The organism is Burkholderia sp. BDU5 (genome assembly GCF_001522845.1).
GTDB lineage: Bacteria > Pseudomonadota > Gammaproteobacteria > Burkholderiales > Burkholderiaceae > Burkholderia > Burkholderia mayonis.
Genome location: NZ_LOWC01000033.1, coordinates 52,924 through 79,111 on the forward strand (window position 1 = coordinate 52,924; position 26,188 = coordinate 79,111).

The 26,188-nt window shown below is 69.9% G+C and carries 23 protein-coding genes and 1 riboswitch; of the genes, 16 read left to right on the forward strand and 7 right to left on the reverse strand.

Features of this window, described 5'->3' with window-relative positions; translation table 11 throughout:
- Window positions 1-310: 310 nt before the first annotated feature.
- Window positions 311-1,081: a class I SAM-dependent methyltransferase gene (locus WS69_RS06920; protein WP_059470053.1), complete on the reverse strand. Its 771-nt coding sequence runs from the start codon at window positions 1,079-1,081 to the stop codon at window positions 311-313.
- Between the two features lie 330 nt (window positions 1,082-1,411).
- Here WS69_RS06920 and osmF point away from each other — a divergent pair, with 330 nt between their 5' ends.
- The 9 genes from osmF (at window position 1,412) to arcC (ending at window position 11,496) form a co-directional block, all read left to right on the forward strand.
- A complete protein-coding gene (gene osmF / locus WS69_RS06925; protein ID WP_059470054.1) occupies window positions 1,412-2,350 on the forward strand; it encodes a glycine betaine ABC transporter substrate-binding protein OsmF in 939 nt (312 codons plus the stop codon).
- Window positions 2,347-3,567 (forward strand): ABC transporter permease, encoded by a 1,221-nt coding sequence (locus tag WS69_RS06930; protein ID WP_059470055.1) that lies wholly within the window; start codon window positions 2,347-2,349, stop codon window positions 3,565-3,567. Before osmF ends, WS69_RS06930 begins: the two co-directional genes overlap by 4 nt.
- The gene (locus tag WS69_RS06935) at window positions 3,564-4,526 is read left to right on the forward strand and encodes an ABC transporter ATP-binding protein (protein ID WP_059470056.1); all 963 of its coding nucleotides are present in this window, start codon (window positions 3,564-3,566) and stop codon (window positions 4,524-4,526) included. Before WS69_RS06930 ends, WS69_RS06935 begins: the two co-directional genes overlap by 4 nt.
- The gene (locus WS69_RS06940) at window positions 4,523-5,338 is read left to right on the forward strand and encodes an ABC transporter permease (protein WP_059470057.1); all 816 of its coding nucleotides are present in this window, start codon (window positions 4,523-4,525) and stop codon (window positions 5,336-5,338) included. The genes WS69_RS06935 and WS69_RS06940 overlap by 4 nt, the downstream gene beginning before the upstream one ends.
- Before the next feature lie 875 nt (window positions 5,339-6,213).
- Window positions 6,214-6,546: a hypothetical protein gene (locus WS69_RS06950; RefSeq protein WP_059470059.1), complete on the forward strand. Its 333-nt coding sequence runs from the start codon at window positions 6,214-6,216 to the stop codon at window positions 6,544-6,546.
- Window positions 6,547-6,703: 157 nt separating this feature from the next.
- Window positions 6,704-8,158 (forward strand): arginine-ornithine antiporter, encoded by a 1,455-nt coding sequence (arcD, locus tag WS69_RS06955; RefSeq protein ID WP_059470060.1) that lies wholly within the window; start codon window positions 6,704-6,706, stop codon window positions 8,156-8,158.
- A 17-nt stretch (window positions 8,159-8,175) separates the two neighbouring features.
- Window positions 8,176-9,432, forward strand: coding sequence for an arginine deiminase (gene arcA / locus WS69_RS06960; RefSeq protein ID WP_059470061.1), 1,257 nt, complete (start codon window positions 8,176-8,178; stop codon window positions 9,430-9,432).
- Between the two features lie 50 nt (window positions 9,433-9,482).
- On the forward strand, window positions 9,483-10,493 hold the full coding sequence (locus tag WS69_RS06965) for an ornithine carbamoyltransferase (RefSeq protein WP_059470062.1): 1,011 nt from the start codon (window positions 9,483-9,485) through the stop codon (window positions 10,491-10,493).
- A gap of 64 nt (window positions 10,494-10,557) precedes the next feature.
- Complete coding sequence (arcC, locus tag WS69_RS06970; RefSeq protein WP_059470063.1) at window positions 10,558-11,496, forward strand: carbamate kinase; 939 nt, start codon at window positions 10,558-10,560, stop codon at window positions 11,494-11,496.
- 136 nt (window positions 11,497-11,632) lie between these two features.
- On the opposite strand, the gene WS69_RS06975 is transcribed toward arcC, so the two are convergent.
- Window positions 11,633-12,427 carry an SDR family oxidoreductase gene (locus tag WS69_RS06975; protein WP_059470064.1) on the reverse strand — a complete coding sequence of 265 codons (795 nt, stop codon included), beginning with the start codon at window positions 12,425-12,427 and terminating at the stop codon, window positions 11,633-11,635.
- Window positions 12,424-12,873: a GlcG/HbpS family heme-binding protein gene (locus tag WS69_RS06980; RefSeq protein WP_059470065.1), complete on the reverse strand. Its 450-nt coding sequence runs from the start codon at window positions 12,871-12,873 to the stop codon at window positions 12,424-12,426. Before WS69_RS06980 ends, WS69_RS06975 begins: the two co-directional genes overlap by 4 nt.
- A gap of 95 nt (window positions 12,874-12,968) precedes the next feature.
- Here WS69_RS06980 and WS69_RS06985 point away from each other — a divergent pair, with 95 nt between their 5' ends.
- The 3 genes from WS69_RS06985 (at window position 12,969) to WS69_RS06995 (ending at window position 16,646) form a co-directional block, all read left to right on the forward strand.
- The gene (locus tag WS69_RS06985; protein WP_059470066.1) at window positions 12,969-13,889 is read left to right on the forward strand and encodes a LysR family transcriptional regulator; all 921 of its coding nucleotides are present in this window, start codon (window positions 12,969-12,971) and stop codon (window positions 13,887-13,889) included.
- Window positions 13,890-14,060: 171 nt separating this feature from the next.
- Window positions 14,061-14,765: a glutathione S-transferase N-terminal domain-containing protein gene (locus tag WS69_RS06990; RefSeq protein WP_059470067.1), complete on the forward strand. Its 705-nt coding sequence runs from the start codon at window positions 14,061-14,063 to the stop codon at window positions 14,763-14,765.
- A 315-nt stretch (window positions 14,766-15,080) separates the two neighbouring features.
- Entirely contained in the window at window positions 15,081-16,646 is a 1,566-nt protein-coding gene (locus WS69_RS06995; protein ID WP_059470162.1) for a glycoside hydrolase family 10 protein, read from the forward strand.
- A gap of 301 nt (window positions 16,647-16,947) precedes the next feature.
- Here the strand turns inward: WS69_RS06995 and cobM are convergent, their stop codons facing one another.
- The 4 genes from cobM to WS69_RS07025 all read right to left on the reverse strand — a co-directional run bounded on the left by cobM (window position 16,948) and on the right by WS69_RS07025 (window position 21,059).
- Window positions 16,948-17,673: a precorrin-4 C(11)-methyltransferase gene (gene cobM / locus WS69_RS07005; protein ID WP_059470069.1), complete on the reverse strand. Its 726-nt coding sequence runs from the start codon at window positions 17,671-17,673 to the stop codon at window positions 16,948-16,950.
- Between the two features lie 319 nt (window positions 17,674-17,992).
- Window positions 17,993-18,727 (reverse strand): cobalt-precorrin-6A reductase, encoded by a 735-nt coding sequence (locus WS69_RS07015; RefSeq protein ID WP_059470071.1) that lies wholly within the window; start codon window positions 18,725-18,727, stop codon window positions 17,993-17,995.
- Complete coding sequence (locus WS69_RS07020) at window positions 18,724-19,818, reverse strand: cobalt-precorrin-5B (C(1))-methyltransferase (protein WP_059470072.1); 1,095 nt, start codon at window positions 19,816-19,818, stop codon at window positions 18,724-18,726. The genes WS69_RS07015 and WS69_RS07020 overlap by 4 nt, the downstream gene beginning before the upstream one ends.
- On the reverse strand, window positions 19,815-21,059 hold the full coding sequence (locus WS69_RS07025) for a bifunctional cobalt-precorrin-7 (C(5))-methyltransferase/cobalt-precorrin-6B (C(15))-methyltransferase (RefSeq protein WP_059470073.1): 1,245 nt from the start codon (window positions 21,057-21,059) through the stop codon (window positions 19,815-19,817). Before WS69_RS07025 ends, WS69_RS07020 begins: the two co-directional genes overlap by 4 nt.
- An 87-nt stretch (window positions 21,060-21,146) precedes the next feature.
- A riboswitch (cobalamin riboswitch) is annotated at window positions 21,147-21,354 on the forward strand.
- Between the two features lie 107 nt (window positions 21,355-21,461).
- Here WS69_RS07025 and cobG point away from each other — a divergent pair.
- The 4 genes from cobG to cobJ are packed head-to-tail and all read left to right on the forward strand — an operon-like array spanning window position 21,462 to window position 26,038.
- Entirely contained in the window at window positions 21,462-22,877 is a 1,416-nt protein-coding gene (gene cobG, locus WS69_RS07030) for a precorrin-3B synthase (protein ID WP_059470074.1), read from the forward strand.
- Complete coding sequence (locus WS69_RS07035; RefSeq protein ID WP_059470075.1) at window positions 22,870-23,496, forward strand: precorrin-8X methylmutase; 627 nt, start codon at window positions 22,870-22,872, stop codon at window positions 23,494-23,496. Before cobG ends, WS69_RS07035 begins: the two co-directional genes overlap by 8 nt.
- Window positions 23,493-24,227 (forward strand): precorrin-2 C(20)-methyltransferase, encoded by a 735-nt coding sequence (locus WS69_RS07040; protein ID WP_059470076.1) that lies wholly within the window; start codon window positions 23,493-23,495, stop codon window positions 24,225-24,227. The genes WS69_RS07035 and WS69_RS07040 overlap by 4 nt, the downstream gene beginning before the upstream one ends.
- Window positions 24,224-26,038 carry a precorrin-3B C(17)-methyltransferase gene (gene cobJ / locus WS69_RS07045; protein WP_059470077.1) on the forward strand — a complete coding sequence of 605 codons (1,815 nt, stop codon included), beginning with the start codon at window positions 24,224-24,226 and terminating at the stop codon, window positions 26,036-26,038. The genes WS69_RS07040 and cobJ overlap by 4 nt, the downstream gene beginning before the upstream one ends.
- The last annotated feature ends 150 nt before the right edge of the window (window positions 26,039-26,188 follow it).

Here is a 26,188-nt window from a genome sequence, read left to right on the forward strand (position 1 = left end):
ACGGCGCTGTCTGGACGGCGCTGTCTGATGCGATGGGTATGGACGATGGTCGATCGGCGGCCGTTAATCGGCGGGCGCACTGACATCGGCTCGAATCCGAGCGGCCCGAGCGGCGATGGGCCGACGAGCGGGCCGCACGACTTCGTCGAATAGCGGTGTCCGTGCGGTCATTGAATCGGATGCCGAACGATCGACGATCGTCCGCCATTTTGGCGAATCGGCCCGCCGGATGTCGGTCAGGTAGCTCTCGTGATGCTTGCCCGACCGGTGCGTGCGACCACCGTTCCATGCGCGCGGCCACAGCCGCCGCTCAACTCGCCGCGCGCGTCGCAGCGAGGAACAGCACCGGCGGCCGCCGGCAGTCCGCTTCGAGATCCGGCCGCACCGCGAGCGCGTCGGGAATCGGCGCGGGCTCGCCGAGGTGCGTGAGCGTGAAGCCCGCCTTCAGCAGCGTGTTCACATAGGTCTCGACCGTCCGGTGGTACTTGACGACGCCGTCGACGAACCAGCGCGTATCGCGCCGCCCCTCCTGCCGGTAGCGATCGACGGGCCAGTGCTGCTTGTGGCCGTCTTCGTCGCGCACCCAGCCCGCCGGATACGCGGTGCAGATCGGATGCTCGACCGAGAACACGAAGCGGCCGTTCGAGCGCAGCGAGTCGTAGATTCGCGCGACCACGCCCGCGTAATCCTCGACGTAGTGCAGCGCGAGCGACGACACGACGAGATCGAACGCGCGCGTCGCCGCGTGATAGGTCTCGATCGACCGCTGCAGATAGGTGATCGCGCCGTCTTCGGTGCGGGCGCGCGCCTCGTCGAGCATCCGCGACGACACGTCGACGGCCGTCACCGACACGGCGCCGTGCGCACGCGCGTAGCGGGCGAAATCGCCGAAGCCGCAGCCGAGGTCGAGCACGTGCAGGCCCGCGAGATCGGGCAAGAGGCGCTTGAGTGCGGGGAATTCGAGTGCGCCGTTCAGGCCGGTGTCGCCTTGCCGAAGCGTACGGTAGCCTTCGAAGAACGATGCGTCGTCGTAGACGTTCTGCGACGCGGACGGTGGCGCCGTGTTGGGATCGCTGCTCACGATGGACGCTCCTTGACGTAGACGGCAATCGGCGGAAAAGCGGCTCAAAGCGACGAATGACGGTGCAGTGCAATATCCGTTCGGAATGCTGCCTCGTCCGTTGCATTGTATCGCCGCGGTACGGAAATGCGCAGTCCAAAACGATCGTTTACGCTGCGCCTGAATGCTCGCTGAATGCGCGCTCGTTTGCCAAAGCGCGCCTGCTCAAGTACCTTGAACCCCTGCCGCTTGTGATCGGCCCCCGCTTCGCCCCCGGCCGAATCCCGTCGGCCGGGCGCACGGACGCCATCGCATCCGTTCCTCCGCTGTCCGACAGGAGTGCCAGCCTCGATGAAGATTCCCCGTTTCAGCCGCACCCTGCGCGCGGCCGCCGCCGCGGTGGCCGTCTCGCTTGTTTCCGCCGCGCCCGGCGCGCACGCCGCCGACGCGGTGACCGTCGCGTCGAAGATCGACACCGAAGGCAACCTGCTCGGCAACGTGATCGCGCAGGTGCTGAAGGCGCACGGCATCGCCGTCGTCGACAAGATCGGGCTCGGCGCGACGCCGATCGTCCGACGGGCGCTGACGACGGGCGAAATCGACATCTATCCGGAATATACCGGCAACGCCGCATTCTTCTTCAACAAGGCCGACGATCCCGCGTGGAAGAACGCCGCGCAAGGCTACGCGCTCGCGAAGCAGCTCGACTACTCGGCGAACCGGATCATCTGGCTCGCGCCCGCGCCCGCGAACAATACGTGGGGCGTCGCGGTGCTGAGCTCGGTCGCGCAATCGCAGCACCTGAAGACGTTCAGCGACTTCGGCAAGTGGGTCGGCGCGGGCGGCAAGGTGAAGCTCGCCGCATCGGCCGAGTTCGTCAACAGCGCGTCCGCACTGCCGTCGTTCGAGAAGGCGTACGGCTTCAAGCTGAAGCCGGAGCAGATGCTCGTGCTGTCGGGCGGCGACACCGCCGCGACGATCAAGGCCGCCGCGCAGCAGACGGACGGCGTGAACGCCGCGATGGTCTACGGCACCGACGGCGGCATCGCGGCGACGGGGCTTACGGTCCTCGACGACGACAAGCACGTGCAGCCCGTCTACGCGCCGACGCCGATCGTCCGCGAGGCGGTGCTGAAAGCGCATCCGCAGATCGCCGATTACCTGAAACCCGTGTTCGCGAGCCTCGATCTGAAGACGCTGCAGACGCTCAACGCGCGAATCCAGATCAACGGCGAGCCGGCCGCGAGCGTCGCGGCGAGCTATCTGAAAGCGAAGGGCTTCGTCAAATGACGGCGCGCACGGCGGGCGGGGCTCGCGCGCCCGTCCCCGCGCCGCGCCCGGACGCAGCGCCGGCGTGGATCGCGCGCGTCGACAAGGTCGGCGTGCTGATCGCCGCGCTCGTCGCGTACGCGGCATTTTTCGAGCCATTCGTCACGCTGCGCGCGAACCGGATCGCGGGCGGATCGGGGCTTGCGCTCGACGCGGTGTTTCCCGCGCTGCACGCGCATGCGCTCGCCGCGCTGTGGGCGGCTGGCGCGCTGTTCGCGCTCGTCCGCAGCCGCGCCGCTTTGCGCGCTGCGGTCGGCGCCGCGCTCGTCGTCGCGCTGTGCATCGCCGTCGGCGCCGCGCCCGCGCACCTCGTCACGCCCGACACGCCGCTCGCGCGCGTGTCGCCCGCGTCCGGCGCGTGGCTGCTGCTGTTCGCGTTCGCGGTGCTGATCGCCGATGCGCTCGCCCGCGTCGCGCTCGCGCCTGGCGCTCGTCTCGCCGCGCTCGCCGCCGCGGTCGCGGCGCTCGCGGCATTCGTTCACGGCGGCTTCTGGGACGGCTTGTCGGTGATGCAGGAATATGCGGTGCGCGCCGACACGTTCCGCAACGAGGCGATCCGCCATCTTGCGCTCGTCACCGCCTCGGTCGCCGCGGCGGCCGCGGCCGGCGTGCCGCTCGGCATCGGCTGCACGCGCTCGGCCGCGCTGCGCGGCGCGGTGATGCCGCTCCTGAACGTCGTGCAGACGATCCCGAGCATCGCGCTGTACGGCCTGCTGATGGCGCCCCTCGCGATCCTCGCCGCGCGCGTGCCGCTCGCCGCCGCGATCGGCGTGAGCGGGATCGGCGTCGCGCCCGCGCTGATTGCCCTCTTCCTGTATGCGCTGCTGCCGATCGTGTCGAGCGTCGTCGTCGGCTTCGCGCAGGTGCCGGCCGCCGTCATCGAGGCCGCGCAGGCGATGGGGATGACGGGCCGCGAGCGGCTCGTCGCGGTCGAGTTGCCGCTCGCGCTGCCTGTCGTGCTGTCCGGCGTGCGCATCGTGCTCGTGCAGAACATCGGCCTCGCCGCGGTCGCCGCGCTGATCGGCGGCGGCGGTTTCGGCACGTTCATCTTTCAGGGAATCGGGCAGTCGGCGACCGACCTGGTGCTGCTCGGCGCGCTGCCGACGATCGCGTTCGCGCTCGTCACCGCTGTGCTGTTCGAGGCCGCGACCGAGATCGCGAAAGGAGCGCGCCGATGATCGAGATCGAACGCGTGAGCCGGCATTTCGGCGATCTCGTCCCACCGGGACTTCCTCCCGTCGTCGCGGTCGACGACGTGTCGCTCACGGTCGAGCGCGGCACGGTGACGGCGCTCGTCGGCGCATCGGGCAGCGGCAAGTCGACGCTGTTGCGGATGATCAACCGGCTGATCGCGCCGACGAGCGGGACGATTCGCGTCGACGGCGTCGACACCGCGAGCGTGCCCGCCGAGACGCTGCGGCGCGGGATCGGCTACGTGATCCAGGGGCACGGCCTCTTTCCGCACTGGACGGTCGCGCGCAACATCGCGACGGTGCCGCGCCTCCTCGGCTGGCGCGCGGCGCGCATCGACGCGCGGGTGCGCGAGTTGCTCGAGCTGTTCGAGCTCGATTACGCGACGTACGCGCGCAAGCTGCCGCATCAACTGTCGGGCGGCCAGCAGCAGCGCGTCGGCGTCGCGCGCGCACTCGCGGCCGAGCCGGCGATCCTGCTGATGGACGAGCCGTTCGGCGCGCTCGATCCGATCATCCGCGGCAAGGCGCAGGACGATCTCGTCGCGCTGCAGCGTCGGCTCAGGATCACGATCGTGATCGTCACGCACGATATCGACGAGGCGCTGCGGCTCGGCGATCAGATCGCGGTGATGGACGCGGGGCGCATCCTGCAGGCGGGCTCGCCCGCCGAGATTCTCGGACGGCCGCAGCCGGGCGTCGTCGAGCGGCTCGTCGCGGGCCTCGACAGGCCGCTGCGGCTGCTGTCGCTCATGCGCGTCGACGCGCTCGCCGAGCCGGGCGTCGCGCCGGGCGAGCCGATCTCGGGCGCGCTCACGCTGCGCGACGCGATCTCCGAGCTGCTGTGGCGCGGCGTCCCCGCGCTGCCCGTGTCGAGCGCCGACGGCGCCGTGACGACCCGCATCACGCTCGCCGCGATCGTCGCGCAAGCGAAGCAGCCGGCATGACGCGCGCGATGAACGCTGCGAGCACGAAGGCGACGATCGGCGCCGCGAGCCGTCGGGCGGGTGTCGCGCTTGCCCGCGCCGCCGCGCTGGCGGCGCTCGCCGTGCTGGTCGCGCGGCCCGGCTGGCTCGAGCCCCTCTTCGCGCCATTCGCCGACAACGGCGCGCCCGCGATCTACCCGCGCGCGAGCCTCTTCGATCTGACGCTCGCGCATCTCGCGATCGTCGCGACGGCGAGTGCGGCGGGCGCGGCGTTTGCGCTCGCCGCCGGGATCTTCGTCACGCGGCGCGCGGGCGCGGAATTCCTGCCCGTCGCGCGCAGCGTCGTGCACATCGGGCAGACTTTCCCGCCCGTCGCAGTGCTCGCGCTCGCGGTGCCGGCGGTCGGCTTCGGCGTGAAGCCCGTGCTGATCGCGCTGATCCTGTACGGGCTGCTGCCCATCTTCGAGAGCACGATCGCGGGGCTGCAGGACGTGCCCGCCGATGCCGTCGACGCCGCGCGCGGGATGGGAATGAGCGCGCCGCAGCGGCTCGTATGGATCGAGTTGCCGCTCGCGTTTCCGGTGATCCTGAACGGCATCCGGCTCGCGGTCGTCATCAATCTCGGCACCGCGACAATCGGTTCGACCGTCGCGGCGAAGGGGCTCGGCGACGTGATCATCGCCGGATTGCAGACGTCGAACACCGCGTTCGTGCTGCAAGGCGGTCTCATCGTCGCGCTGCTCGCGGTGCTGGTCTACGACGCGCTCGGCGTGATCGGGCGATGGATCGCGCCCGCGGGGGCGGGGGCGATGCGGCGCGAAGGCGGCGAGTAGCTAGCGGGCGCGACGCGCGACAGCGCGGGCTCCCGTCGCGGTGAGCGAGGCGGCTTGCCCGCCGACTGATTCGCCGCACCGCCCGGCGAAGCGCGAGCGATCGCGGATGCGCGCATTCGCATCGCTCAGCGCGCCGATACGCGTGTGAGCGCGCGCCCTTCACCTGCATCGATTGCCATTGCACATTCCGATCGCGCGGCGTCGCGTCATGCTCGCACCGGGACAGGCCGTGCCGCTTCGCGAATCGGCGCACCGGCGCTCGCTCGCGCGCGATGCGCGACACACCAGCAACCGACAGCGGCATCGACCGGCGCGCTCGTCGCATGACGGCACGCGTACATACGCGCAGGCGTCGTCGCGAATTCACTTCCATCCCGTTGCCACGCATGTTTCGCACACGGCACACGGCACACGATCCGAGCACGACGCCGACGCGTCTGTCGCCCGTGCTTCCGAATCACGATAAATCACGGTTTCAGCAAGATGGAATTGCGTCGAACAACGGTAATCGTGACAAGCGCATGTCCGATGAACGTCGATTCGCGCCGCCGATAAAAACGGCTCAGCCGCAAGCACGAACGACAGCAACGTGCATGCCACCCTCAGCGCTGTCCGCACACCGTCCGGCCGCCTTCCCGCGTTTTTTGATCCATGACATAAAGAGTCGTTTAAATTGTTTTCAATTGATGAGCCATCGGGAAGAATTGAATCGACGAAAGCAAATTCAAATCCCAGATTTGACGAATTTGGGATGGGTTCGATCAGCTCGTTTCGCACGCCAGAACCGGGATTTATCGCTCGATTCCACTGCCTGCGGAAATTCGACCGCCAAAAGCGATCGAGAGCGGATTCGAACGAAATTGGCAGGAAGCGTGATGAGAATCTGTATCGAAAACATTCAACCGGGGGTCACACGAGAAGAGCTTCAGGCTTTTCTATTCAAATACACCGGAAAGAAATTCACCGCGATTCAATTCATCGGGCAATCGGGCCCGAGACCGAGCGCGCTGATCGACATCGAAGGCGCCAACTGGGGCGCACTCGCGGAAATCCGCCGCCGCCTGCACGGCATGTACTGGAAGCGACGCCGGATCGGTATCTGGATCTTTTCGTTCTGGGAGCGCAGCGACGCAGCCGAGGCGCGGCGTCAACGCGAAGCCCGGACGCAACCACCACGAGGCGGACCCATGACGACATTCCGCCGATAACGCCCGAATCGGGCAACCACCTTCGGATTTCAAACGACGCGCGTTCCGCCTGACCGCGCGTGCAAGCGGCAGACCGCCGCGCTCATCCGCCCCGGCGGACGCGCGATGGCTGCGTGCACGCCGCGATTTTGCACGAATGCGACTGTGAGGAAACATCATGGCTGAAGTGACTCAAGAAGTCGCGGCTAAAACCGCCACGAACAAGCTGCGACTCGGCGCGCTGACCGCGCTCGTCGTCGGGTCGATGATCGGCGGCGGCATCTTCTCGCTGCCGCAGAACATGGCCGCCACCGCCGAAGCCGGCGCGATCCTGATCGGCTGGGCGATCACCGCGGTCGGCATGCTGACGCTCGCGTTCGTGTTCCAGACGCTCGCGAACCGCAAGCCGCAGCTCGACGGCGGCGTCTACGCCTATGCGCAGGCGGGCTTCGGCGACTACATGGGCTTCTCGTCCGCGTGGGGCTACTGGATCAGCGCGTGGATCGGCAACGTCGGCTACTTCGTGCTGCTCTTCTCGACGCTCGGCTACTTCTTCCCGATATTCGGAGAAGGCAACACGCCCGCCGCGATCGCGGGCGCATCGGTGCTGCTGTGGGCGGTGCACTTCCTCGTGCTGCGCGGCATCCGGCAAGCGGCGTTCATCAATCTCGTCACGACCGTCGCGAAGATCGTCCCGCTCGCGGTGTTCATCCTGATCTGCTTCTTCGCGTTCAAGCTCGACGTGTTCAGTGCCGACATCTGGGGCCGCGCGAATCCGTCGCTCGGCTCGGTGATGAACCAGGTCCGCAACATGATGCTCGTGACGGTCTGGGTCTTCATCGGCATCGAAGGCGCGAGCATCTTCTCGGCGCGCGCGGAAAAGCGCAGCGACGTCGGCCGCGCGACCGTGATCGGCTTCGTCGGCGTGCTGCTCGTGCTCGTGCTCGTCAACGTGCTGTCGCTCGGCATCATGACGCAGCCGCAGCTCGCGAAGCTGCAGAACCCGTCGATGGCGGCCGTGCTCGAGCACGTCGTCGGCCACTGGGGCGCCGTCCTCATCAGCGTCGGCCTCGTCGTGTCGCTCGCCGGCGCGCTGCTGTCGTGGGTGCTGCTTTGCGCGGAGATCATGTTCTCGGCCGCGAAGGACCATACGATGCCCGCGTTCCTGCGCAAGGAGAACGCGAATCACGTGCCCGCGAACGCGCTCTGGCTCACGAATGCGCTCGTCCAGGTGTTCCTGCTCATCACGCTGTTCTCGCAAAGCACCTATCTGTCGCTGATCTATCTCGCGACGTCGATGATCCTGATCCCGTACTTCTGGTCGGCCGCCTATGCGCTCCTCATCGCCGTGCGCGGCGAGACCTACGAGAACGACGCGCGCGCCCGCCGCAAGGACGGCTTCGTCGCCGCGATCGCCGTGCTCTACGCGGTGTGGCTGCTGTACGCGGGCGGCATCAAGTATCTGCTGCTGTCCGCATTGCTCTATGCGCCGGGCGCGCTCTTCTTCGCGAAGGCGAAGCGCGAGCTCGGCAAGCCGGTTTTCACGGCCGCCGAAAAGCTGATCTTCGCGGCGGCGGCCGCCGCCGCGGTCGTCGCGGCCTACGCGCTCCATAGCGGGCTCATCACCCTTTGATCGAAGAGGTAACCAACATGACCAACGCCATCCCTCAAGTCGGAGTCCACTCCGAAGTCGGCAAGCTGCGAAAGGTGCTCGTCTGCTCGCCGGGGCTCGCGCATCAGCGTCTCACGCCGAGCAATTGCGACGCGCTGCTGTTCGACGACGTGATGTGGGTGAACCAGGCGAAGCGCGACCACTTCGACTTCGTGTCGAAGATGCGCGAGCGCGGCGTCGAAGTGTTCGAGATGCACAACCTGCTGACCGAGACCGTCAAGAATCCCGTCGCGCTCAAGTGGATCCTCGACCGGAAGGTCACGCCCGACAACGTCGGCGTCGGCCTCGTCGACGAAGTGCGCGCGTGGCTCGAAAGCCTCGAGCCGCGCACGCTCGCCGAATTCCTGATCGGCGGCGTCGCCGCGAGCGAGATCGCGGGCGGCGAGCGCTCGAAAGTGCTCACGCTTTTTCGCGACTATCTCGGTCAGTCGTCATTCGTGCTGCCGCCGCTGCCGAACATGATGTTCACCCGCGACACGTCGTGCTGGATTTACGGCGGCGTCACGCTGAATCCGATGCATTGGCCCGCGCGCCGGCAGGAGACGCTCCTCGTCACGGCGATCTACAAGTTCCATCCGCAGTTCGCCGACGCGAAATTCGACATCTGGTACGGCGATCCCGACCGGGATCACGGGATGGCGACGCTCGAAGGCGGCGACGTGATGCCGATCGGCCGCGGCGTCGTGCTCGTCGGGATGGGCGAGCGCACGTCGCGCCAGGCGATCGGCCAGCTCGCGCAGTCGCTGTTCGCGAAGGGCGCGGCCGAGCGCGTGATCGTCGCCGGCCTGCCGAACGCGCGCGCGTCGATGCACCTCGACACCGTGTTCAGCTTCTGCGACCGCGATCTCGTGACGATCTTCCCCGAAGTCGTGAACCGGATCGTCCCGTTCTCGCTGCGCCCGGGCGGCGACGCGCGCTACGGCATCGACATCGAACGCGAAGACAAGCCGTTCGTCGACGTCGTCGCGCAGGCGCTCGGGCTCAAGTCGCTGCGCGTCGTCGAGACGGGCGGCAACGATTTCGCGGCCGAGCGCGAGCAATGGGACGACGGCAACAACATGGTCTGCATCGAGCCGGGCGTCGTGGTCGGCTACGACCGCAACACGTACACGAACACGCTGCTGCGCAAGGCGGGTGTCGAGGTGATCACGATCGGCTCGAGCGAGCTCGGGCGCGGCCGCGGCGGCGGCCACTGCATGACCTGCCCGGTCCTGCGCGATCCCGTCGACTACTGAGGCCCCGATCGGCGCGGCGCCGCCACCCCGACAACCTACGGAGAAACCAGATGAGCTTCAACCTGCACAACCGCAATCTGCTGAGCCTGATGCACCACAACGCGCGCGAGCTGCGCTATCTGCTCGACCTCGCGCGCGACCTGAAGCGCGCGAAGTACAGCGGCACCGAGCAGCCGCGCCTGCTGCGCAAGAACATCGCGCTCATCTTCGAAAAGACGTCGACCCGCACGCGCTGCGCGTTCGAAGTCGCTGCGTACGACCAGGGCGCGAACGTCACGTACATCGATCCGACGTCATCGCAGATCGGCCACAAGGAAAGCATGAAGGACACGGCGCGCGTGCTCGGCCGGATGTACGACGCGATCGAGTACCGCGGCTTCAGCCAGGAGATCGTCGAGGCGCTCGCGCACCATGCGGGCGTGCCCGTCTTCAACGGGCTCACCGACGAGTACCACCCGACGCAGATGCTCGCCGACGTGATGACGATGCGCGAGCACAGCGACAAGCCGCTGCACGACATCCGCTACGCGTATCTCGGCGACGCGCGCAACAACATGGGCAATTCGCTGCTGCTGATCGGCGCGAAGCTCGGGATGGACGTGCGGATCGGCGCGCCGAAGTCGCTCTGGCCCGCCGCGGACTTCATCGCGCAGTGCGAAGCGTTCGCGGCCGAAAGCGGCGCGCGGATCATGCTGACCGAAGATCCGTGCGAGGCGGTCAAGGGCGTCGACTTCATCCATACCGATGTATGGGTGTCGATGGGCGAGCCCGTCGACGCGTGGGACGAGCGGATCAAGGCGCTGCTGCCGTACCAGGTGAACCGCAAGCTGATCGAATCGACGGGCAACCCGCGCACGCGCTTCATGCACTGCCTGCCGGCGTTCCATAACTGCGAGACGAAGGTCGGCCAAGCGATCGCCGAACGCTATCCGAATTTGAAGGACGGCATCGAAGTCACCGACGAAGTGTTCGAATCGCCCCGCTGCATCGCGTTCGAGCAGGCGGAAAACCGCATGCATACGATCAAGGCGGTCCTCGTGTCGACGCTCGGCGGCATCTGACGATTCGGCGCGCAACAGGACGGCGCCCGAGGCCGCGCCGTCCGCACTTTCAAGGAGAAACACGATGCGTATCGTCATCGCATTGGGCGGCAACGCGCTCTTGCAGCGCAATCAGCCGATGACCGAGGCCCAGCAGCGGCAAAACGTGAAGATCGCGGTCGCGCAGATCGCGCAGATCGCGCCCGGCAACGAGCTCGTGATCGCGCACGGCAACGGGCCGCAGGTCGGGCTCCTCGCGCTGCAGGGCGCGGCCTACCCCGAAGTCGCGCCCTATCCGCTCGACGTGCTCGGCGCGCAGACGGAAGGGATGATCGGCTATCTGATCGAGCAGGAGATGGGCAATCTGCTGCCGCCCGACGCGCCGTTCGCGACGCTCCTGACGCAAGTCGAGGTCGATCCGGCCGATCCGGCGTTCGAGCATCCGACGAAGCCGATCGGCCCCGTCTATTCGCGCGACGAAGCCGAGCGGCTCGCGCGGGAAAAAGGCTGGCGCATCGCGCCCGACGGCGACAGGTTCCGCCGCGTCGTGCCGAGCCCGCGGCCGCGGCGCATCTTCGAGATCCGTCCGATCAAGTGGCTGCTCGAGAAAGGCACGATCGTGATCTGCGCGGGCGGCGGCGGCATCCCGACGCGCTACGAAGCGAGCGGCAAGCTCGCGGGCGTCGAAGCGGTGATCGACAAGGATCTGTGCGCGTCGTTGCTCGCGCGCGAGCTGCATGCGGACCTGCTCGTGATCGCGACCGACGTCGACGGCGCGTACGTCGACTGGGGCAAGCCGACGCAGTCGGCGATCGCGGCCGCGCATCCGGACGCGCTCGAACGGCTCGGCTTCGCCGCCGGCTCGATGGGGCCGAAGGTGCAGGCGGCGATGGAATTCGCGAGACAGACGGGGCGCGACGCGGTGATCGGCTCGCTGGCGGACATCGTCGCGATCGCCGAAGGCCGGGCCGGCACGCGCGTCAGCACGAAGGTGGACGGCATCCGCTACCGGAAGCCGCAGTAACGGAAGCCGGCGCAAGCGCCGGCGGGCGAGCCGCTCGCCCGCCGAAGCGATTGCCTTCATGGCGTGCAGAAAGCCGCGCGCCATCGGCGGCGGGCGGGGCCCGCGCCGCCCGCCGCCGGCCCCGCCCGCCGGGCGCTCACGCCTGACCGTCGTCGTTCTGGCGGCGCGTCCACGCGTGCGTCTGCTCGTCGCGCACGAACTGCTCGAACGCGGCGGGCAGCAGGTTCCGGAACAGCCCGTCGTCGCTTTCGGTTACTTCGACCATCTTCTCGATCATCTCCTCCGGATCGAACTGCTCGAACGGGAACGTGAGCTTCGCGGGCGTCGCCAAGTCGTGCGACGGATCGAGCCAGCGGCGCGGCGTCTCCATCATCCGATCGTTGAAGCCCGTGCTGTACGGCCCGGGATTGACGACCGCGATCCGGATTCCGTGCGCTGCGAGCTCCGCGTGCATCGCCTCGGCGACCGCTTCGACTGCGTGCTTCGACGCGCAATACGCGCCCGTGTAAGCGCCCGTGATGAGCCCGGCGATCGACGACACGAACACGATCTTGCCGCGCCCGCGCGCGATCATCCCGCGCGCGACCTGCTGCGTCAGCTCGAGCGGCCCGAACACGTTGGTCTCGAACAACTCGCGGACGATGTCGACGGGCAGATCGACGAGTGCGCCCGCCTCGCCCACGCCGGCGTTGTTCAGCAGCACGTCGACGTCCCAATGCGCGGCCTGGGCGCGGTCGCGCGCCGACGTGACGTCGAGCTTCGCGGCGTCGAGCTCGACGCCGCGCCGCGCGGCCTCGGCGTTCAGCTCGGTGATCTGCGGGACGATCTGCACGCCCGCGATCACGTGATGGCCCTTCGCGGCAAGCCGCAGCGCGACTTCGCGGCCGAATCCCGAGCCTGCGCCCGTCACCAGAATGCGTTTCTGTGTCATGTCCTTGCTCCTTGTCCTACGTTCAGAAGGGTTGCGAAAGCGTCGATGCACGCCCGGGCGATGGCTTCGTCGTCGTCGACCGTGCCGCCCGACACGCCGACCGCGCCCACGCAGCGTCCGTGCGCGTCGACGAGCGGCAGGCCGCCGCCGAACGTGACGAGCCCGCCGTTGCTGTGCTCGATCGTCCGGATCGGCCCGTCGCCCGCCGACAGCGCGCCGAGCGACGCGCTCGGCGCCCGGAAGCGCGCGGACGTGCCCGCCTTGCGCGTCGCGAGGTCGATCGCGCCGATGAACGCGTCGTCCATCCGCGCGAACGCGACGAGATGCGCGCCCGCGTCGACGACGGCGATCGCGACCGCGACGCCCGCGGCGTGCAGACGCGTGGCGTTCGCGACGCCTGCGTCGACGATGCGCTGCGCGCGTTCAAGCGTGAGTTCGATGGACATCGGCGGCTCCTTTCGGTTCGACTGCGAGCCAGTGTAGAGATTGACGGTATCTGAGAGAATCGGTATTCCGCTCACAAACGTTTCAAGTTTTTCTAATGACTCTGCGACACGATCCACTCGGCGGCCTGCATGTGTTCATCAGCGTCGTCACGCACGGCAACTTCACGCGCGCGGCGGCGGCGCTCGGCTTGACGCCCGCCGCCGTGAGCCTCGCGATCGGGCAGCTCGAAAGCGAGCTGAAAGTCAAACTGTTCAGCCGCAGCACGCGCGGCGTAAGCCTGACGGAAGCCGGCCAGCGCTATCACGACGCGACGGCGCTGCCGTACCGGCAGGTCGTCGACGCGCGCGACGCGCTGAACGACGCGCACGACGAGCCTGAAGGCCTGCTGCGAATCAGCGCGCTGCATCTCGCGAAATCGGTCGTCACGGCCGACGTGCTCGCCGAATTCTTCCGCCGCTACCCGAAAGTGGGCGTCGAGATTCGCTACGAGGATCATCTCGTCGACATCGTCAAGGAGCGGCTCGACGCCGGGATACGCCTCGCCGACCGGCTGCAGCCCGGGATGGTCGGCGTGAAGATCGCGCCCGCGCTCGCGTGCGCGCTCGTCGCGACGCCCGGCTATCTCGCGCAGCACGGCACGCCGGCGAAGGTCGCCGACCTCGCGCGGCACATGTGCGTCCGTTTCCGCTTCCCGAAGAGCGGCCGTCTGCACAAGTGGCCGCTGCGCGACGGCCGCCGCGACGTCGATCTCGACGTCGCGGGCCGCTTCGTCAGCACCGACACGGGCGCGGTGATCGACGCCGCGCGCGCGGGCGCGGGCATCGCGTTTGTGTTCATGCGCGAACGGATCGAGGACGACCTGCGCCGCGGCACGCTGCGCGAAGTGCTGCCGGGCGCGTGCCGGACGCTGCCGCCGATGTGGCTCTACTACGCGAACCGCAAGCACGTGCCGCCGAAGCTGCGCGCATTCATCTCGGTGCTGCGCGAGCACGCGGCGGCTGAAGGACGGCGCTGACGCCGCCGCGCGCGGCGGCCGCCGGCGACGTCTCGAACGAAATCGCGCGATTTCGCGCCGCCGCCGGCAACAATGCGCGGGATCGGCTACATTGTGCGGACCGCGCCGCCCGCCCGCGCCTGCGGGCGAGCGCGTCGCGCTTTCTTCTCGCTTCAACGACCGAGCCTATCCATGTCCGATCTCTCCGAGTTCCCGATCACGAAGAAATGGCCCGCGCAGCATCCGGACCGCATCCAGCTCTATTCGCTGCCGACGCCGAACGGCGTCAAGGTGTCGATCCTGCTGGAGGAAACAGGGCTGCCGTACGAGCCGCACGTCGTGCGCTTCGACACGAACGACCAGATGTCGCCCGAGTTCCTGTCGCTGAACCCGAACAACAAGATTCCGGCGATCATCGATCCGCACGGCCCGGGCGGCCGGCCGCTCGCGCTGTTCGAATCGGGCGCGATCCTGCTCTATCTCGCCGACAAGACCGGTCAGTTCATTCCGGCCGATCCCGCGCGCCGCTACGAGACGATCCAGTGGCTGATGTTCCAGATGGGCGGCATCGGGCCGATGTTCGGCCAGCTCGGCTTCTTCCACAAGTTCGCGGGCCGCGAGTACGAGGACAAGCGTCCGCGCGACCGCTACGTCGGCGAGGCGAAGCGCCTGCTCGCGGTGCTCGACGGCCGCCTCGCGGACCGTCAGTGGATCATGGGCGACGCCTATACGATCGCCGACATCGCGACCTTCCCGTGGGTGCGCAACCTGATCGGTTTCTATGAGGCGCGCGAGCTCGTCGAGTTCGACCGCTATCCGAACGTCGCGCGCGCGCTCGACGCGTTTCTCGCGCGGCCCGCGGTCGCGCGCGGGTTGAACATTCCCGCGCGGTCGTAGCCGCGTCTCGTATTGCATCCGTCCCTCACTTCCGTGAACTACTCTGGCGACATGCGTCGATGCGAACTTGTCGCGTCAGACGGCACGTTCTCGCGTCGTCGGATCGCGAGCCAGCTGACGCTTGCGAGGCGCGATCCCGGAATCCACTGCGAAGCGCGTTTTCCTCCACGCGCCGCATTTCGCGAGCAAACCTTCGCACATCGGCGTATCGCCCATGCGCACCGCCCCCTGGTCCGATCCGGAACTCGTCCGGTGCGTGACGGTCCCTATCGAACTTCATGCCCCTCTCGAACCGAACCGGCCAAGGAAATGCCCATGATGTCGACTCGACTCCGTCATCTCGTCGCGGCTGCGCTCGTGCTGTCCGCCGGCGCATTCGCGGCCCCGGCCGGCGCGGCGTCCGACGTCGCGTGCCGGCCGGACGAGACGATGCCGAAGCGGCAGTTCCGCGGCACGTGGATCGCGTCGGTGATCAACATCGACTGGCCGTCCCGCCCGGGCCTCGCCGTCGCCGATCAGCAGGCTGAGCTGCGCGCGTGGCTCGACGACGCGGTCCGTATGAACCGCAACGCGGTGATCCTGCAGATCCGTCCGACCGCGGACGCATTCTGGCCGTCGCCGTTCGAGCCGTGGTCGAAGTATCTGACGGGCACGCAAGGCGGCGACCCCGGCTACGATCCACTCGCGTTCGCCGTGGCCGAAGCGCATCGGCGCAATCTCGAGCTGCATGCGTGGTTCAATCCGTATCGCATCGCGATGGACGACCGCATCGACGCGCTCGTTCCCACGCACCCGGCCCGCCAGCATCCGGACTGGGTCGTCCGCTACGGCGGCAAGCTGTACTACAACCCGGGCGTCCCGGCCGTGCGCGCGTTCGTCGTCGACGCGATCATGGACGCGGTCGGCCGCTACGATGTCGACGGCGTTCATCTCGACGACTACTTCTATCCGTATCCGGTCAAAGGCGCGGCGTTCGACGATGCGTCGGCCTACGCGCAATACGGCGCGGGCTTCGCGACGCTCGCCGACTGGCGGCGCGACAACGTCGACCGCCTCGTCGAAGCGCTCGCGCGGCGCATCAAGGCCGCGAAGCCGTGGGTGAAATTCGGCATCTCGCCGTTCGCGGTCTGGCGCAATGCGGCGACCGATCCGCAGGGCTCGCAGACCTCGGCAGCCGTGCAGACCTACGACGACCTGTATGCGGACACACGCCGATGGCTGCGCGAGCGCTGGATCGATTACGTCGTCCCGCAAGTGTACTGGGCGCAAGGCTTCGCGCTCGCCGATTACGACAAGGTCGTGTCGTGGTGGGCGAACGAGGCGCGCGGCAGCGACGTGCACCTGTACATCGGGCAGGCGGCGTACAAGGTCGGCACGTCGAATCAATCGCCGGGCTGGTCGGATCCCGCCGAATTGAGCAACCACCTGGCGTTCAATCGCACCGTCCCCGAGGTGAAGGGCGACATCTACTTTTCCGCGAAGGACGTGCGCGCGGACCGTCTCGGCGCGACGACGCTCGTCAATCGCACGTGGTATTCGCGTCCCGCGCTCGTGCCGGCGATGCGCGCGATCGGCGCGTCTTCGCCGCCGCCCGCGAAGGATCTCCGCGCGGAGCGGACGCCCGACGGCGTGCGGCTCCGTTGGAAGCCGCGCTCGAACGGCTCGACGTCGTACGCGATCTATCGCCACGAGCCGGGACGGCACGACATGTGCGCCGACCACGACGCGCGCCATTTGCTCGCGACGGTTCGGGGAACCGATTATGTCGACATCACCGCGCGCGCCGATCGCGAATACCGTTATGCGGTCACCGCGCTCGATCGTCTGTCGAACGAAAGCGAGCCGATCGACATCGTCACGCCGGCTGCGGCGACGCACTGACGCGACCGTTCGGACGCATCGACGACGAAGCGCCGCTCAGGCGGGCGCGAGCGGCGCGGAGCATCGGCGTCGGACATGAAGTGCGGAGGCGGGCGGCGGCATGGATCGACGGAAGGCGCCGCGCATCGCCCCGCTCCGCCGACGCTCCGTCCAACGCTCCTCGAATGTCGGACACCGACATCGACGCGCCCGCCCGCGCATGCACGCCGCTGGAGAAACCTCCAATCCCTTCGCCGTTCGCACGCGTCCGCGACGCACCCGCATCGACGCATACGCCGGCACGCATCGACCGAAGCGATCTTCATCCTTTCGCGTAGAGCGTCGATTCGCCGAAGCCCTCCACGTCGAGCACGCGCCCGATCAGGATCAGCGCGGTGCGCTCGATCGACGTGCCGGCGACCTTGTCGACGATATCGGAGAGCGTGCCCGTCACGCGCGCCTCGTCGGGCCAGCTCGCGCGGTAGATCACCGCGATCGGGCAATCGGCGCCGTAATGCGGCAGCACATCGGCGACGATCCGCGCGAGATGCCGCACGCCGAGATGGATCGCGAGCGTCGCGCGGTGCGCGGCGAGGCTCGTCAGCGTCTCGCCTTCGGGCATCGTCGTCTTGCCCGCGTAGCGCGTGAGGATCACGGTCTGCGCGACGCCCGGCAGCGTCAGCTCGACGCCGAGCGCCGCCGCGCACGCGGCCGCCGCGGTCACGCCGGGCACGATCTCGTAAGGAATCCCGAGCGCGACGAGCCGGCGGATCTGCTCGCCGATCGCGCCGTACAGCGACGGGTCGCCGGAATGCACGCGCGCGACGTCCTGCCCTTTCGCGTGCGCGTGCGCGAGCAGCGCGACGATCGCGTCGAGATCGAGCTCCGCCGTGTTCACGACCTGTTCGGCGCGATGGCCGTCGAGCACCGCGGCCGGCACGAGCGAGCCCGCGTACAGGATCACCGGGCAGCTGCGCACGAGGCGCTGGCCCTTCACCGTGATCAGCTCGGGGTCGCCCGGACCCGCGCCGATGAAGTACACCGTCATTCAATGCTCCGTCATTCGATGATGCGTTTCGAGGATGCGATGGGCGCGCCGTGCGTCGTGCGCGGCGGCGAGCGCATCGGATTTCGCGCGCAACGCCATGCGTATTCGCCGGACGCGGCGGCATCGGTGCGCGCGCGGCGGATCGGTCCGCGCGCGCGGCCGTTCGCGTCCGGTCGTCGTCCCGGCGTCGCGCGCCGATGCGGCCGCGCCGAACACGCGGTTCGGCGCGACGCGTGAAGCATGCGGCGCGGCGGCGAGCGGCGCCCGGTTGCCGCTCCGGCATGCCGCGCCGATGCGCGCGCGTCGCACACGCGGTTCATCACGACGCGCGAAACGCGCGCAGCGCGTCGGCGAGCGCGGCCGTGTCGCCGAATGCCTGATCCGCATCGGGCAGCGCCGGCCGCTCGACCATCACGACCGGAACGCGACGCTCGCGCGCGACGTCGAGCTTCGCTTCCGTCGCCGCGCCGCCGCTGTTCTTGCTGACGACGACGTCGATTCCGGCTGTCGCGAAAAGCGCGCGCTCGCCGTCGGCCGTAAACGGCCCGCGTGCGGCGAGCACGTGCGCGCGTGCGTTGCCCGGATGCGCGTCGAGGCACCGCACGATCCAGTGCTGATGCGGCGGGATGTCGTCGAGATGCGCGAGCGGCTCGCGCCCGAGCGTGAAAAGCGGCCGCGCGAACGGCGCGATCGCGGCGGCGACGCCGTTCCAATCGGCGACGCCGCGCCAGTCGTCGCCCGGCTGCGGCCGCCATGGCGTGCGGCGCAGCGCCCAGTAGCGCACGCCGGCCGCGCGGCACGCGGCGGCCGCGTTCGCGCTGATCCGCGCGGCGAACGGATGCGTCGCGTCGACGACGAGCGCGATCGCGTGCTCGCGCAGATAGCGTGCGAGCCCGTCGGCGCCGCCGAAGCCGCCGACGCGCACGCCGCATGCGAGATCGTCCGGCACCTTGCCGAGTCCTGCAAGGCTGTATACGTCGCTCGGCGCGAGCGTGTGCGCGACGCGCAGCGCGTCGCCCGTGCCGCCAAGCAGCAGCACGCGGCGCGCGTTCATGGCGCGACGCCGACGATGCGGCCCCCGCGGTCGATCGCGAGCGCCTCGACCTCGACCTCGTTCGGCACGATGTCGCGCGCCACGCGACGCACGTGCGCGCAGACAACGTCGCCGAGCGGCACGCGGTGCGCGAGCGCCAGCGCCAGCGCTTGCTGGCTCGTGTTCGCCGCGCGGATCTCGTACTGCAGCACGGCGCTCGCGCCGGCTTCGCCCGCCCACTCGGCGAGCAGCGGCAAGTCGATGTTCGAATGGCGGCTGTGCAGATCGAGGTGGCCCGCCGCGAGCTTGCTCAGCTTGCCGAAGCCGCCGCACAGCGTGAGCCGCTCGACGGGCGCGCGGCGCAGGTACTTGAGCACCGCGCCCGCGAAGTCGCCCATTTCGATCAGCGCGATGTCGGGGAGGCCATAGCGCGCGCGCACCGCGTCCTCGCTCGCGTTGCCGGTGCACGCGGCGATGTGCTGCACACCGTTCGCGCGCGCGACGTCGATCCCCTGATGAATCGACGCGATGTACGCGGAGCACGAGAACGGCCGCACGATGCCCGTCGTGCCGAGGATCGACAATCCGCCGACGATCCCGAGACGCGGATTCATCGTCTTCAGTGCGAGCGCTTCGCCGCCCTCGACGCCGATCTCTACGTCGAAGCCGCCCGCGTAGCCATGCTCGGCCGCGAGCGCGACGAGGTGCTCAGTCATCATCCGGCGCGGCACCGGGTTGATCGCCGGCTCGCCGACCGGGATCGTGAGCCCAGCCCGCGTGACCGTGCCGACGCCCGGCCCCGCGCAAAAACGCACGCCCGGTTCATGAACGAGCCGCACGCGCGCGAACACGAGCGCGCCGTGCGTGACGTCGGGATCGTCGCCCGCGTCCTTGATCGTGCCCGCCTCGGCGCCATCGCCGTCGGTCGCGCGGCAGAACTCGAGCCGCATCGCGACGTGCTGTCCCTTCGGCAGCACGATCTCGACCATGTCGCTCGCCTGCCCGCTCAGCAGCAGGCGCGCGGCCGCGAGCGACGTCGCGGTCGCGCAGCTGCCCGTCGTGTAGCCGAAGCGCAGCGGCGCCGGCTGCTCAGGCGTTTCGTCGCGCATCATCCGCACTCCGGCTGCCTATCGTCCGGCTCGTCCGGCTCGCGCGGCTTGCGCGCGTCGTACAGCGTGACGGGCAGCGCCTGCCGCCACGCGTCGAAACCGCCGAGCGGCTGCGCGTGCGCGACCGACACGCGCGTGAGCGTGCCGCCATGCCGCTCGCGCCACGCAACGAGCGCGGCTTCGCCTTGCAGCGTGACCGCGTGCGCGACGAAGCGGCCGCCCGGCTTCAGGCCCGCCCAGCATGCGTCGAGCATGCCGTCGCGGCTCACGCCGCCGCCGACGAACACCGCGTCGGGCGCGGGCAGGCCCGCGAGCGCGTCGGGCGCGCGGCCCGCGACGAGCTCGAGCGCGGGCACGCCGAGCGCGTCGCGGTTGTGCTCGATGAAGCGCTGCCGGTCCGGATGCGCTTCGATCGCGATCGTCTTGCAGCTCGGATGCGCGCGCATCCATTCGATGCCGATCGACCCGGAGCCCGCGCCGACGTCCCACAGCAATTCGCCCGGCGCGGGCGCGAGCCGGGCGAGCGCGAGCGCGCGCAGATCGCGTTTCGTCAACTGCCCGTCGTGGCGGTACGCGTCGTCGGGCAAGCCGGGCGTGAGCGCGAGACGCGGCGCATCGACGCACGCGCGGCATTCGATCGCGACGAGATTGAGCGCCGCCGTGCGCGCGTCGCCCCACGCGTGCGCGCGCGCGTCGATGCGCCGCTCGAGCGGGCCGCCGAGATGCTCGAACACGCTGAGCGCGCTCGGCCCGAAGCCGCGTGCGACGAGCGCGCCCGCGATCGCGGCAGGCGTCGCGCCGTCGGCGCTCAGCACGAGCAGACGCCGGCCCGGATACAGATGCCGGTGGAGCGACGCGAGCGGCCGGCCGACGAGCGACACCGCGTCGACGTCCTGCAGCGCCCAGCCGACGCGCGCGGCCGCGAGCGACAGCGACGACGGCGCGGGCAGCACGCGCCATTCGTGCGGCGCGAGCGTGCGTGCGAGCGTCGCGCCGATGCCGAACAGCATCGGGTCGCCGCTCGCGAGCACGCACGCGCGCGCGGGACGGCGCGCGAGAAGCGGCGCGAGATCGAACGGCTTCGGCCACGGTGCGCGCTCGGCCCCGTGCCGCGCCGGCAGCATCGCGAGGTGACGCTCGCCGCCCATCACCACCGCCGCCTCGGCGAGCGCGCGCCGCGCGCGCTTGCCGAGGCCCGCGTATCCGTCGTCGCCGATGCCCACCACCGTCAACCACGCGGTCATCCGTCGTACTCCATCGTGTTCCCGTCGATCCTGAAAGCGTCGCCTGCGCGCCGCGCATCCTGCGCTCTGGCGTGGCGAAAAAAGGCATAATACAGCGTCCGTCGACCGGCGCCCCACGGGGCCCAAGAGGGAACGCAGGGCGCGCCGCGCCGCTGCGGCTGCCCCCGCAACTGTGAGTAGCGAGTCCGCATCCGATCCACGCCACTGGCCACGCCGCCCACTCGCGGCCGCCGGGAAGGCCCGCTGCGGATGACGACCTGCCAGCCAGGAGACCTGCCGGGACGTTTCGTTCGTGCCAGCCAACATCGGGCGGGGTGTACCGATGCCGTAGCTCGCCGCTCGCGCGCATTCGCGCGGAACGGCCGGCTCGGGCCGTCGCGCGACGCCTGATCCGGAGCGCCGTTGAATCCTTCCGCCGCCGTTTTTTCATCCGACGCCGCCCGCGCCGCGAGCGCGTGCCCGGGGCTCGTGCGCATCGTCGCCGCGCGCGACGGCGGCCTGTGCCGGATCAAGCTGCCGGGCGGCGCGCTCGCCGCCGCGCAGGCGCGCGCGGTCGCGGCCGTCGCGCGTGCGTTCGGCTCGGGCGTGATCGAAGCGACCAATCGCGCGAACCTGCAATTGCGCGGCGTGACGGCCGGCAGCGAGGCGCACGTCAGCCGCGCCCTGATCGATGCGGGGCTCGGACCGCTGACGGAAGGCTTGCCGGCGGCGTCGCTCGACGCATGCGTCGCCGCGCGCGACGACGTGCGCAACCTGATGCTGAGCCCGACGGCCGGCCGCGATCCGCACGCGCTCGTCGACGGCGCCGCGCTCGCGGCCCGCCTCCTCGACATGCTGCAGACGGAGCCATGCTGCGCCGCGCTGTCGCCGAAATTCTCCGTGCTGCTCGACGGCGGCGAGCGGCTCGCCGCGCTCGATCATCCGCACGACATCTGGCTGTCCGCGCTGCGCGACGCGCGAGGCGACACGTGGCTCGCGATCGGCCTGGCCGGCTGCCCGCCCGTCGAGGGCGAGCCGGCCGCGCCGCATGCCGGCGCGCTCGCCGCCGTCGCGCCGGCGCAGGCGGTCGAATGCGTGCGCGCGCTCGTGACGAGTTTCGTCGAGCGCGCGCCGGCCGGCGCGACGCGCATGCGCGATCTGCTCGCGACATGCACGCCCGATGCATTCCTTTCGCATGCCGAAGCACGGCTGCCGTTCGCACTGCGGCGCGGCGCGGATCTCGCCGGCTGGCGGCGCGCGCGCGGCGATACGGCGCTGCGTTTCGGCATCCGGCCCGAGCGGGACCCGGCGCGCTGCGTCGTCGGCGCGCAGCCGCCGCTCGGCCGGCTCGACGCCGCGACGCTCGAAGCGCTCGCCGCGCTCGCCGATACGCACGGCGACGGCACGCTGCGGATCACGCCTTGGCAAGGCGTGATGCTGCCGGGCGTCGCGCGCGATGCCGCGCGCGATGTCCTCGCGCGCGTCGCCGCGCTCGGCTTCGTGTGCGATGCGTCGGCGCCGCTCGCGCACGTCGTCGCATGCGCGGGCTCGACGGGCTGCGCGCGTTCGCCCGCCGACACGAAAGCCGACGCGCGCGCGCTCGCCGCGCAACTTGCCGCACCCATCGACGTGCACTTGAGCGGCTGCGCGCGCTCGTGCGCATTGCCGCACGCGGCCGCGCACACGCTCGTCGCGACCGCGGCGGGCCGCTACGACCTTTATCGGCGCGACGGCGCGACGGGCTTCGGCCACGCCGTCGCGCGCCAACTGACGATCGACCAGGCCGCCGCCGCGCTCTCGCGCGACACGCGGCCCATTCAGGATGACATTGATGCTTGACTACCTTCGCGACGGCGACGCGATCTACCGCGAATCGTTCGCGACGATCCGTGCGGAAGCCGATCTGACGAACGTGCCGCCCGACCTCGAAAAACTCGCTGTGCGCGTGATCCATGCGTGCGGGATGGTCGACATCGTTCGCGACCTGCGGTTTTCCGAGGGCGCGGGCGCGGCGGGCCGCGCGGCGCTGAAAGCCGGCGCGCCGATCCTCTGTGACGCACGGATGGTCGCCGAAGGCGTCACGCGCGCGCGGCTGCCCGCCGCGAACCCCGTGCTCTGCACGCTCGGCGAGCCCGGCGTGCCGCAGCTCGCGCGCGAGATCGGCAATACGCGCTCGGCGGCGGCGCTCGAGCTGTGGCGTCCGCACCTCGCGGGCAGCGTCGTCGCGATCGGCAACGCGCCGACCGCGCTCTTCCATCTGCTCGACATGATCGACGCGGGCGCGCCCCGCCCCGCGCTGATCCTCGGCTTTCCGGTCGGCTTCGTCGGCGCGGCCGAATCGAAGGCGCTCCTCGCGGCCGACAGCCGCGGCGTGCCGTTCGTCGCGATCGCCGGCCGCCGCGGCGGCAGCGCGATGGCCGCCGCCGCCGTCAACGCGCTCGCTTCGGAGGCCGAATGACGCGCAAGACCGGCCGCCTCTACGGGCTCGGCGTCGGGCCGGGCGACCCCGAGCTCCTGACGCTGAAGGCGCTGCGCGTGCTGCAGGCGGCGCCCGTCGTCGCGTATTTCGTCGCGAAGGGCAAGAAAGGCAACGCGTTCAGCATCGTCGAAGCGCATCTGAGCGACGCGCAGACGCACATGCCGCTCGTCTACCCGGTGACGACCGAAGCGCTGCCGCCGCCGCTCTGCTACGAAGCCGTGATCGCGGACTTCTACGACACGGCCGCCGAACACGTCGCCGCACATCTCGACGCGGGCCGCGACGTCGCGGTGATCTGCGAAGGCGATCCGTTCTTCTACGGCTCGTACATGTACCTGCACGACCGGCTCGCGCCGCGCTACGACGCGCAAGTCGTGCCGGGCGTGTGCTCGATGCTGGGCGGCGCGGCGGTGCTCGGCGTGCCGCTCGTCTACCGGAATCAGAGCCTCTCGGTGCTGTCCGGCGTGCTGCCCGAGGACGAGCTGCGCGCGCGTCTCGCGAAGGCCGATGCGGCCGTCGTGATGAAGCTCGGCCGCAACTTCGACAAGGTGCGCCGCGTGCTCGACGAGCTCGGGCTCGCGCACCGCGCGCACTACATCGAGCGCGCGACGATGCAGGCGCAGCGAATCGTGCCGCTCGCGGAAGTCGATCCGATGGCGTCGCCGTATTTTTCGTTGCTCGTCGTGCCGGGGGAAAAATGGCAAGGATGACGACCGCGCCCTCGATCGTGATACTCGGACCCGGCGCGCTCGCAACCGCGCGCCGGATCCAGGCGCGCTACGACGGCGCGCACGTGCATGCGCTCGCGGGTCGCGCCGATGCGGATGTTTCGTTCACCGAACTCGGCCCGCATCTGCGCGAGCTGTACGCGCGCGGCGCGCCGATCGTCGCGCTCTTCGCGGCCGGCATCGTGATCCGTTGCGTCGCGCCGTGCCTCGCCGACAAGGGCGCGGAGCCGCCGGTGCTCGCGGTCGCCGAGGACGGCAGCGCGGTCGTGCCGCTGTTGGGCGGGCTCGCGGGCGCGAACGTGCTCGCGCGCGAAATCGCCGATGCGCTCGGCGTCACGGCCGCGATCACGACGAGCGGCGAGCTGCGCTTCGGCGCATGCGTGCTGAATCCGCCCGAGGGCTACGCGCTCGCCGATCTCGACGCGGGCAAGCGCTTCGTGTCCGATCTGCTTGCGGGCGAAAGCACGCGGATCGAAGGCAATGCACGGTGGCTCGACGACGTCGCGCTGCCGCGCGACGCGCACGCGGCGCGCGCGATCCGCGTCACGCCTTACGCGTCGCGCGGCGATGCGCACGCATTGCTGATTCATCCGCGAAGCGTCATCGTTGCGTTCGGCGATGAAGAGCGCGTCGACGATCGCGCGCGGAATGCTTCGGATCACGATGCAATCGCGAACCGGAACTCGAGCGAAGAGGCGAACGCAGGCGGAAACGGCGCCACGCCGAACCTGCCGCCGCTCGCCGCGCGCATCGCCGCCCGGCTCGCCGCGCACGATCTCGCGCCGCTCGCGCTCGCGGCCGTCGTCGCGCCGGCGCGTCGCATCGCCGATCACGCGCTGACCGAAGCGGCGCGCGCGCTGCGCGTGCCGCTGCGTTTCGTCGATACCGACGCACATGACGCGTCCGGCGTGCTCGACGCCGCGATCCCCGCCACGCTCGCGCGGCGCGTCGGCACGAAGCACGCGGAGGCGACGCCGCACGATCTCGCGATCGCCGTTTCCGATTCGCCCGTCGATCCCGTCACGCTCGGCGCGACGCGCGGCCGCCTGACGGTGCTCGGCCTCGGTCCCGGCCGCGCCGACCTGATGACGCCTGCCGCGCGCGCGGCGCTCGCCGACGCGACCGACATTGTCGGCTACGCGACCTACGTGAACATGGCGGGCCAGTTCCGCGCGGACCAAGCGCTGCACGTCTCCGACAATCGCGAAGAATTGCAGCGCGCGCGTCACGCGTTCGAGCTCGCGGCGCAAGGCCGGCGCGTCGCGGTCGTGTCGTCGGGCGATCCTGGCGTGTTCGCGATGGCGGCGGCCGTGCTCGAAGCGCTCGACGGCTCCGACGACGCGCGCTGGGCGGCCGTCGAGCTCGACGTCGTGCCCGGCGTGTCGGCCGCGCTCGCGACGGCCGCCGAAGCGGGCGCGCCGCTCGGCCACGACTTCTGCATGATCTCGCTGTCCGACAACCTGAAGCCGTGGGCGATCATCGAAAAGCGCATCGATCACGCAGCGGCCGCCGATCTCGCGCTCGCGTTCTACAACCCGGTGTCGCGCGCGCGGCCCGTGCAGTTCGATCGCGCGCTCGACGTCGTGCGCCGGCACCGCACGCCGGACACGATCGTCGTGCTCGGCCGCGACATCGGCCGCCCCGGCGCTGCGCTCGTCACGACGACGCTCGGCGCGCTGTTCGCGCAGCAGGTCGACATGCGCACGATGGTGATCGTCGGCTCGTCGACGACACGCCGCGTCGTTCGCGACGGCGCGCGCGAATGGGTATACACACCGCGCTGGTATCGCTGATCTCGAAGTGAAGCGAAACGAAGCGAAACGAAGCGATGCGCGACGTGCAATGCGCCGCGCATCGCGTTTCGCTTCGCGCACGTCGGACCGTGCGTGAACTGCACGCGTCTCGCGCTGCGGCCGCATCCTTGCGATCAATGCGCGCGATCG

Coding starts and splice junctions, on each gene's coding strand:
- osmF (WP_059470054.1), top strand. CDS start 1,412: ATGAAGATTCCCCGTTTCAGCCGCACCCTGCGCGCGGCCGCCGCCGCG.
- WS69_RS06930 (WP_059470055.1), top strand. CDS start 2,347: ATGACGGCGCGCACGGCGGGCGGGGCTCGCGCGCCCGTCCCCGCGCCG.
- WS69_RS06935 (WP_059470056.1), top strand. CDS start 3,564: ATGATCGAGATCGAACGCGTGAGCCGGCATTTCGGCGATCTCGTCCCA.
- WS69_RS06940 (WP_059470057.1), top strand. CDS start 4,523: ATGACGCGCGCGATGAACGCTGCGAGCACGAAGGCGACGATCGGCGCC.
- WS69_RS06950 (WP_059470059.1), top strand. CDS start 6,214: ATGAGAATCTGTATCGAAAACATTCAACCGGGGGTCACACGAGAAGAG.
- arcD (WP_059470060.1), top strand. CDS start 6,704: ATGGCTGAAGTGACTCAAGAAGTCGCGGCTAAAACCGCCACGAACAAG.
- arcA (WP_059470061.1), top strand. CDS start 8,176: ATGACCAACGCCATCCCTCAAGTCGGAGTCCACTCCGAAGTCGGCAAG.
- WS69_RS06965 (WP_059470062.1), top strand. CDS start 9,483: ATGAGCTTCAACCTGCACAACCGCAATCTGCTGAGCCTGATGCACCAC.
- arcC (WP_059470063.1), top strand. CDS start 10,558: ATGCGTATCGTCATCGCATTGGGCGGCAACGCGCTCTTGCAGCGCAAT.
- WS69_RS06975 (WP_059470064.1), bottom strand. CDS start 12,427: ATGACACAGAAACGCATTCTGGTGACGGGCGCAGGCTCGGGATTCGGC.
- WS69_RS06980 (WP_059470065.1), bottom strand. CDS start 12,873: ATGTCCATCGAACTCACGCTTGAACGCGCGCAGCGCATCGTCGACGCA.
- WS69_RS06985 (WP_059470066.1), top strand. CDS start 12,969: ATGACTCTGCGACACGATCCACTCGGCGGCCTGCATGTGTTCATCAGC.
- WS69_RS06990 (WP_059470067.1), top strand. CDS start 14,061: ATGTCCGATCTCTCCGAGTTCCCGATCACGAAGAAATGGCCCGCGCAG.
- WS69_RS06995 (WP_059470162.1), top strand. CDS start 15,081: ATGATGTCGACTCGACTCCGTCATCTCGTCGCGGCTGCGCTCGTGCTG.
- cobM (WP_059470069.1), bottom strand. CDS start 17,673: ATGACGGTGTACTTCATCGGCGCGGGTCCGGGCGACCCCGAGCTGATC.
- WS69_RS07015 (WP_059470071.1), bottom strand. CDS start 18,727: ATGAACGCGCGCCGCGTGCTGCTGCTTGGCGGCACGGGCGACGCGCTG.
- WS69_RS07020 (WP_059470072.1), bottom strand. CDS start 19,818: ATGATGCGCGACGAAACGCCTGAGCAGCCGGCGCCGCTGCGCTTCGGC.
- WS69_RS07025 (WP_059470073.1), bottom strand. CDS start 21,059: ATGACCGCGTGGTTGACGGTGGTGGGCATCGGCGACGACGGATACGCG.
- WS69_RS07035 (WP_059470075.1), top strand. CDS start 22,870: ATGCTTGACTACCTTCGCGACGGCGACGCGATCTACCGCGAATCGTTC.
- WS69_RS07040 (WP_059470076.1), top strand. CDS start 23,493: ATGACGCGCAAGACCGGCCGCCTCTACGGGCTCGGCGTCGGGCCGGGC.
- cobJ (WP_059470077.1), top strand. CDS start 24,224: ATGACGACCGCGCCCTCGATCGTGATACTCGGACCCGGCGCGCTCGCA.